Annotated in this window: 7 protein-coding genes and 1 riboswitch; of the genes, 3 read left to right on the top strand and 4 right to left on the bottom strand. The window is 69.4% G+C overall.

Going from position 1 to position 7,659, the window contains the following annotated elements:
- The 4 genes from JMF90_RS15400 to JMF90_RS15385 form a co-directional block, all read right to left on the bottom strand.
- Nucleotides 1-955, bottom strand: a 955-nt coding sequence (locus JMF90_RS15400; protein ID WP_201325211.1) for an FAD-dependent oxidoreductase, incomplete at its 3' end; no start/stop codon positions are given.
- A 25-nt stretch (nucleotides 956-980) separates the two neighbouring features.
- Entirely contained in the window at nucleotides 981-2,243 is a 1,263-nt protein-coding gene (locus tag JMF90_RS15395; protein WP_054928291.1) for an MFS transporter, read from the bottom strand.
- A 128-nt stretch (nucleotides 2,244-2,371) separates the two neighbouring features.
- Complete coding sequence (locus tag JMF90_RS15390; RefSeq protein WP_054928292.1) at nucleotides 2,372-3,148, bottom strand: SDR family NAD(P)-dependent oxidoreductase; 777 nt, start codon at nucleotides 3,146-3,148, stop codon at nucleotides 2,372-2,374.
- The gene (locus JMF90_RS15385; RefSeq protein ID WP_027809252.1) at nucleotides 3,145-4,914 is read right to left on the bottom strand and encodes an ABC transporter ATP-binding protein/permease; all 1,770 of its coding nucleotides are present in this window, start codon (nucleotides 4,912-4,914) and stop codon (nucleotides 3,145-3,147) included. The genes JMF90_RS15390 and JMF90_RS15385 overlap by 4 nt, the downstream gene beginning before the upstream one ends.
- Nucleotides 4,915-5,184: 270 nt before the next feature.
- Nucleotides 5,185-5,308: riboswitch (TPP riboswitch) on the top strand.
- A 225-nt stretch (nucleotides 5,309-5,533) separates the two neighbouring features.
- Here JMF90_RS15385 and JMF90_RS15380 point away from each other — a divergent pair.
- From JMF90_RS15380 to JMF90_RS15370, 3 genes are all read left to right on the top strand, one after another.
- On the top strand, nucleotides 5,534-6,670 hold the full coding sequence (locus JMF90_RS15380) for an FAD-dependent oxidoreductase (protein WP_078040615.1): 1,137 nt from the start codon (nucleotides 5,534-5,536) through the stop codon (nucleotides 6,668-6,670).
- A gap of 32 nt (nucleotides 6,671-6,702) precedes the next feature.
- Entirely contained in the window at nucleotides 6,703-6,900 is a 198-nt protein-coding gene (thiS, locus tag JMF90_RS15375; RefSeq protein ID WP_027809254.1) for a sulfur carrier protein ThiS, read from the top strand.
- 38 nt (nucleotides 6,901-6,938) lie between these two features.
- The coding region (locus JMF90_RS15370) for a thiazole synthase (RefSeq protein WP_201325210.1) at nucleotides 6,939-7,659 on the top strand (721 nt) is incomplete at its 3' end.

The raw sequence follows: 7,659 nt of genomic DNA, 5'->3' as shown, positions 1-7,659 counted from the left end.
GCGTGATCGCGGTCTTCAGCGATTCGTCCATCAGCGCGGCGCAGGGCGCCTTTTCGTCGTCGACGACCGCGAGCGTGGCCGAGTAGCCTTTCACCGGATACAGCGGCACGTCGATGCCGTACGGTCGCAACAGGCCGGCGCTGTCGACGCCGAGCGCGACGACGATCGCGTCGGCGGCGAGTGTCGTGCCGTGTCGCGCGCCGCCGCTACCGTTGCCTTCGTGGTTTCCGCCCACGGCGACGACGTGGACGCCGCGCGCTTTTCCGCCCGCGACATCGAGTGCGCGCAGTTCGGTGTTGAAGCGGAATGCCACGCCGTTCGCTTCGCACAGTGCCCGCAGTTCGCGGGTGAAGCGCGCGCAGTCGCCGGCTTCGTCGTCGGGCAGGTAGATGCCGCCGACGGGCGCCTGCCGCGCCCAGCGCAGGCCCGGTTCGATCGCGGTGCAGCCGGCCGCGTCGAGTTCGCGAAACGCGATGCCGGCATCGCGCAGCACCTTCAGCGCGGGCTGCACCATGTCGACGTCGAACGCGCCGCGCAGCAGTTGCAGATAGCCGCGGCTCGCGCCGTAGTCGAAGGAATAACGCTCGCGAAACGCATGCAGGCACGCGCGGCTGTAATACGCGATGCGCTGCATCCGCTGCTTGTTCACGCGAAACCGCTCGAATTCGCATTCGCGCAGCCAGCGCGCGATCCAGCGCCACTGCGCGGCGTCGAGCGTCGGCCGGAAGATCAGCGGCGACGCGGGCTTGAACAGGTATTTGAGGATCTTGCCGGGCATCCCGGGCGCGGCCCACGGCGTCACGTAGCCCGGCGCGATCACGCCTGCGTTGCCGAGGCTCGTCGCCTGCGCGACATCGGCCTCGCGTTCGATCACGGTGACGTCGCAGCCTGCTTCGCGCAGGTGCCAGGCGGTGGTGACGCCGATCACGCCGGCGCCGAGAACGATCACGTGCATGGGGTATCTGGTACGAAGCGGTGGCTCACGACGCGACGGCCGGATCGTCCGCGAGCGACTTGCCACGCGTTTCCGGCAGCACGAGCGCCGCGACGATCACCAGCAGATAGCCGCCGCCCGCGACGAGGCCGATCGCCTTCACGAGCGACATCGATTGCGACAGCGCGCCGACGAGGATCGGAAAGAACGAACCGAGCCCGCGGCCGAGGTTGTAGCAGAAGCCCTGGCCCGAGCCGCGGATCGCGCCCGGATACAGCTCCGACAGATACGCGCCGACGCCCGCGAAGATGCCCTGCACGACGATGCCGAGCGGAAAGCCGAGCAGCAGCATCGCGGTATCGGTGATAGGCAGCATCGTGTACGCCATGCCAAGCGAGAACGAGCCGACCGCGAACAGGATGAAGGACGCGCGGCGGCCGAGCCGGTCGGACAGGATCGCGCCGACCACGTAGCCGACGAACGAGCCGACGATCAGCACGACCAGATAGCCGCTCGTGTTGAACACCGACAGGTGGCGCACAGTCTTGAGATAGGTGGGCAGCCACGTCGTGATCGCGTAGTAGCCGCCGAGCATGCCGGTGCACAGCGCGCTGCCGAACAGCGTCGCGCGCAGGTGCGGCGGCGAGAAGATCTCGAGGAAGTGGCCCGACACGCGGCCTTCGTCGCGGGCGCGGCGCGTGGCCGTATAGATGTCCGGATCGCTGACGTTGCGGCGGATATAGAGAATCCACAGGGCGGGCACGATGCCGATCCAGAAGCACGCGCGCCACGCGACCTGCTCCGGCAGCAGCGCGAAGAACGCCCAGTAGAGGATCGCGGCCGCGCCCCAGCCGAACGACCAGCTGCTCTGCACGGTGCCGACGGCCTTCGCGCGATGCTCGGGCGAGCGGATCGTCTCGGCCATCATGATCGTCACGACCGACCATTCGCCGCCGAAGCCGAAACCCTGCAGCGTGCGCGTCGCAAGGAGCTGCCAGAACGAATGCGTGAAGCCGGACAGGCACGTGAACAGCGCGAACGTCGCGATCGTCCACTGCAACACGCGCACGCGGCCATAGCGGTCGGCGAGGATGCCGGCGACCCAGCCGCCGATCGCCGACGAGATCAGCGAACTGGTCGCGATCATCCCGGCCTCGCTCTTCGTCATGCCCCAGGTGGCGATCAGCGTCGGGATCAGGAACGAATAGATCATGAAGTCGAACGCATCGACCGCATAGCCGCCGAATCCGGCGTACAGCGTCCGGCGCTCGCGCGTCGACAATTCGTTGAACCACTGGAATGCCTGCATGCTTGCCGCCCCCTCTCGTCTTGTCTCGTCCCGCGCTACCGCGTCGCGGTTATTTTACGGGCGCGCTCCGGCATGCCAAAAAGGCGGATGCAGGTTCGTGCTGAAAAGCAGGCAGGAGGGAGGACGCGTCAGAGCGTCAGGCCGCCGTCGACGTGGATGACCTGGCCGGTGATCTGCCGTGCCGCGTCCGACAGCAGGAACGCGATCAGCGCGGCGACGTCGTCGGGTTCCGCGATGCGGCCGAGCGGCGTCGCCTGTTCGGCCTGCGCCCACGCGGCGGCGTTGCCGGCGCTCGGCCCGTGGTCCTTGCGCGTGAAGCCCGGCGCGACCGCATTGACGGTGATGCCGTGCGCGGCGAATTCGGCGGCCGCGCTACGCACCAGCGATTCGAGCGCGGCCTTCGCGGCGGCGGTCGTCGCGAACGGTGCATCGGCGCGGTAGCGGTGCGCGACGAACGAACTGACCGCGACGATCCGCGGCGTGGCCGACGTTTCGAGCAGCGGCCGCGCGCGGCCCGCGAGCGCGGAGAACGCCCCGGGCATCGTCGCGAAGGCGGACGCGAGTGCGTTCGCGGAGAGCTCGGAAAAGGATTGCCGCGCGGCGAAGCCGGCGTTCGCGACGAGCTGGTCGAGCCCGCCGAAGCGCGTCGCGGTGCTATCGACCAGTGCGGCGGCGATACCCGGTTCGCCGAGATCGCCGGTCAGCGTGATGCACTCGGCGCCGGCCGTCGTGCACGCATGGGCGACGTCGGCGAGCCGCGATCGTGCCGCCTCGTCCGCGCCGCGCGCATGCAGCGCCAGCGCGACGCCGGGCGCCGCGAGCCGCCGCGCGAGCGCCGCGCCGATCCCCGAGCCTGCGCCGGTGATCAGCGCGATGCGTTCGAGGTGCGCGGCGCGTGCGTTCACGCGGCGACCTTGTCGTCGCTGCTCACGCGCTCGACGTTGATCGTGCCGACGTGGAACGCGGCCAGCGACTCGCGGTGCGCGATGCTGACGATCGCGGCCTTCGGCAGCCGTTCGGCGAACAGGTGATAGAGGCGGGCTTCGTTGTCGGCGTCGAGCGCGCTGGTGGCTTCGTCGAGGAACAGGAAGTCGGGCTTGTGCAGCAGCACGCGCGCGCCGGCCAGGCGTTGCTGTTCGCCCGGCGACAGCACGCGGGTCCAGTGCGCGGTTTCGTCGAGGCGCTCGACGTAATCCTCGAGGCGGCACGCGCGCAGCGCATCGCGGCACGCTTCGTCGCTGAAGGTGTCGGGCGTCGCCGGGTAGGTGAGCGCGGCCTTCAGCGTGCCGATCGGCAAATAGCTGGTTTGCGGCACGAACATCATCCGCGCGCCGACCGGCGCGTCGATCGCGCCGTCGCCGAACGGCCAGAGGCCCGCGAGCGCGCGCATGAACGTGCTCTTGCCGGAACCCGACTTGCCGATCACGAGCCAGCGCGAGCCGGGCTCGATCGTGACGTCGCCGATGTTCGCGAGCGCGTTGCCGTTCGGCAGCGCGAGCTTGAGCGACGACGTCGACAGCTTCGCGGCGTCGATGTAGTGCAGGTTGATGCCGCCGTGCTCGGTCGCGGGCGACAGGCTTTCCTTCAGGTGCGACGTGCCCATCACACGCTTGAATTCGCGCAGACGGTTGACGGTGGCGCGCCATTCGACGAGGGTCGAGTAGCTGTTGATGAACCACGAGAACGAGTCGCTGACGGTGCCGAACGCGGACGAGATCTGCATCAGCACGCCGAACGAGAACGCACCGGCAAAGTAGCGCGGCGCCGCGACGACGAGCGGGAAGATGATCGCGATCTGCCCGTAGAAGCTCAGCACGAACGTGAGCCGCTTCGTGTACTTCATCACGCGCCACCAGTTGTCGCGGATGCGCGTGAAGAGGGTCTGCGCGTTGCCGGCCTCGGTCTTCTCGCCGTCGTAGAACGCGATCTGCTCGGCGTTCTCGCGCACGCGGATCAGCCCGAAGCGGAAATCGGCCTCGACGCGCTGCTGCTGGTAGTTGATCGACACGAGCGGATGGCCGACCTTCTGGATGATCAGCGAGCCGACCACCGCGTACAGCGCGGCCGCCCACACCATGTAGCCGGGAATCGCGATCGGCGTCGCGCCGAGCGTGAACGTCAGCGCGCCGGCGAGCGACCACAGGATCGTGATGAACGACACGAGCGTAACGACCGTCGACAGCAGGTCGAGCGACAGCGCGAGCGTCGTGGTCGCGAACGACTGGAGGTCGTCGGTGATCCGCTGGTCGGGGTTGTCGGCGAGACGGTCACGTTCGATCCGGTAGAACGCGCGATCGCCGAGCCACTGGCCGAGGAAGCGGTCGGTGAGCCACTGGCGCCAGCGGAAGCCGAGCATCTGCCGCAGGTAGCGGCCGTACACGGCGAGGATGATGAACGCGAAGGCGAGCGCGGAGAACTGCATCAGCAGGTTCGGGAAGTCGTGGACGTCCTTCGACTGCAGCGCGTTGTAGAACTGCGCGTTCCACTTGTTCAGCCGGACGTTGATCCAGACCACGCAGAGGTTGATCGCGATGATCGTGACCAGCAGGCCCCACGCGATTTTCCATTCGGACGATACCCAGTAGGGCTTGATGAGGCTCCATGCGGATACCGGGCGCTCGTCCTGCGGCGCGTCGGAGGCGGAGCGGACGGGATCGATCGATTGGGTCATGTGCTTCCTGATGATGAGCCGGCGCGCGGGCCGGGCGAAACCGGGCGCGCGCCGCGATACGGCATGCCGGGGCGCGGCGCCGACTGACGGCGGGCGTCCGGATGGTCGCCCGTGCGTCTTAAACGGCACTTAAAAACCGGCGGTGACGCGGCAACCGGCCGCTCGCGCGGCCGGCCTGCGGGCATTGTGCCAGAGCGGCGCGGCACGCCGACGAATTTGCCGCTAGGGGGACAGTTTGCGGCGCTTTCCGCTTTTATGGTCTAATGGCCGACGACGAAACAGGGGTGCTTCGTGGCGCGGCCGGCAGATGTTCCGGGTAGCGCGGCGAGGCTGAGAAAGACCCTTCGCACCCGATCCGGGTAATACCGGCGAGGGAAGTTTCTGATCCCGCCGGGCCGCGCTGGCCGCCATCCCACATGGTCAGCGCCCGAGTCCCGCCCGGCCGGCCTTTGCTGCCGGTTTCGTCCTTTTGGGTACGCGCATTGCGCGTTACGGAAGGAATGATGGCCGCACAATCTTCAGTCTTTTGCAGGGCTCCCGCCCCGATGTCGCGTGCGTTCGCATGCGGCGGCGCGCGCGCGTCGGCGTTCGTCGCGCGTGACCGCGCGGAGGGCGCGCGATGAACGTCCGGGATACACGACCCGATTTCGCGGTGCTCGGCGGCGGCCTCGTCGGCCGCCTGATTGCGTGGCGGCTCGCGGGCGACGGGCATCGCGTCGCGCTCTACGAGCGCGGCGGCCCGGACGGCGAGCAGTCGGCCGCGTGGGTCGCGGCCGCGATGCTCGCGCCGCTCGCGGAAGCGGCCAGCGCGGAACGGCTGATCACCGAGCTGGGTGCCGCATCGCTCGCGCGCTGGCCGCAGTGGCTCGCGGAACTGCCCGAACCCGTCTTCTTCCAGCATCACGGCACGCTCGTCGTCTGGCATCACGCGGACCGCGCGGAGGCGCCGCTGTTCGAGCGGCGCGTGCGCGCGAACGCGCCGGCCGAGCTGCTCGACGGCGGCTTCGTGACGCTCGCCGGTGCGCAGGTCGACGCTGCGGAACCCGTGCTCGCGGGCCGCTTCGCGCGCGGGCTGATGTTGCCGCGCGAAGGGCAGCTCGACAACCGCCAGGCGCTGCGCGCGCTCGCGGCGGGCCTGGCCGAACGAGGCGTCGCGCAGCACTGGCACGCGGCGGTCGACGACGCGAACCTGCCGGCCGCGCATTTCACGATCGATTGCCGCGGGCTCGGCGCGAAATCCGCGCTGCCCGCGCTGCGCGGCATCCGCGGCGAAGTCGCGCGCGTGCATGCGCCTGGCATCGGGCTCACCCGGCCCGTGCGGTTGCTGCATCCGCGCTACCCGCTGTACATCGCCCCGAAACAGGACGATATCTATGTGATCGGCGCGACCGAGGTGGAGGGCGAGGACATGTCGCCCGTCAGCGTGCGCTCCGCGCTCGAGCTGCTGAGCGCGGCGTTTTCCGTGCATCCGGCGTTCGGCGAGGCGCGCATCCTCGAACTCAACGCGCAGTGTCGGCCGACGCTGCCAGATCACCGCCCGGCGGTGATCTGGGACGGCGCGGCGACGCTCGCCGTCAACGGCCTGTACCGGCACGGCTTCATGATCGCGCCGGAAGTCGCGCAGGCGGCCGTCGTGTTCGCGCAGGCCGCGCTCGGCGGCACACTCAGCGATGCCGACGCGTTCGCCGCATGGCGCGACGCCGCCCGCTGGCCGACGCTGCTCCATTACCGCAACGACGCGCGCCAGCCAGCCTGACGCGCGCCGCCGACCGAATCCGACCCAGTCTCATGGATATCCAGATCAATCAACAGACCCTGACGTTGCCCGATGACGCGACCGTGGCCGACGCGCTGGCCGCGTACGGCGCGCGTCCGCCGTACGCGGTGGCGCTGAACGGCAACTTCGTCGCGCGCACGCAGCATGCGGCGCGCGCGCTCGCGGCGGGCGACCGGCTCGACGTCGTGCACCCCGTCGCGGGCGGCTGAGCGCCGCCGGTTCGTCCCCGCTCTTCCAGGAAAACGACATGACGTCCCACCCCTCCGCCGACGCGCTGACGCTGTACGGCGAAACCTTCGCAAGCCGCGTGCTGCTCGGCACGTCGCGCTATCCGTCGCTGCAATCGCTGTCCGATTCGATCGCCGCGTCGCGCCCCGGGATGGTGACGGTCGCGCTGCGCCGGCAGATGACGGGCGGCACGGCCGAAGCCGGCTTCTTCGACCTGCTCAAGCGCCACGCAGTGCCGCTGCTGCCGAATACGGCCGGTTGCCAGACCGTCGCCGAGGCCGTGACGACCGCGCACATGGCGCGCGAGGTCTTCGACACCGACTGGATCAAGCTCGAACTGATCGGCGACGACTACACGCTGCAGCCCGACCCGGTAGGGCTGATCGAAGCCGCCGCGCAACTGGTCAAGGACGGCTTCAAGGTGCTGCCGTACTGCACCGAGGATCTCGTGATCGGCCGGCGCCTGCTCGACGCCGGCTGCGAGGCGCTGATGCCGTGGGGCGCGCCGATCGGCACCGGCAAGGGCGTCGTGAATCCGTACGGGCTGCGCGTGCTGCGCGAACGGTTGCCGGACGTGCCGCTGATCGTCGACGCGGGGCTCGGCGTGCCGTCGCACGCGTGCCAGGTGATGGAATGGGGCTTCGACGGCGTGCTGCTGAATACCGCGGTGTCGCAGGCCACGCACCCGGAAATCATGGCAAGAGCGTTCGCGCAGGGCGTCGAGGCGGGCCGCGCCGCGT

It is taken from the genome of Burkholderia sp. E168m23, assembly GCF_016586125.1.
Taxonomy (GTDB): Bacteria; Pseudomonadota; Gammaproteobacteria; order Burkholderiales; family Burkholderiaceae; genus Burkholderia; species Burkholderia orbicola.
The sequence above is the reverse complement of the archived record's forward strand: the minus strand, read 5'-3'. Positions and strand labels throughout refer to the sequence as shown.

What these genes read in the sequence shown, in the direction of transcription:
- JMF90_RS15395 (WP_054928291.1), bottom strand. Translation starts at nt 2,243, where the DNA reads ATGCAGGCATTCCAGTGGTTCAACGAATTGTCGACGCGCGAGCGCCGG.
- JMF90_RS15380 (WP_078040615.1), top strand. Translation starts at nt 5,534, where the DNA reads ATGAACGTCCGGGATACACGACCCGATTTCGCGGTGCTCGGCGGCGGC.
- JMF90_RS15385 (WP_027809252.1), bottom strand. Translation starts at nt 4,914, where the DNA reads ATGACCCAATCGATCGATCCCGTCCGCTCCGCCTCCGACGCGCCGCAG.
- thiS (WP_027809254.1), top strand. Translation starts at nt 6,703, where the DNA reads ATGGATATCCAGATCAATCAACAGACCCTGACGTTGCCCGATGACGCG.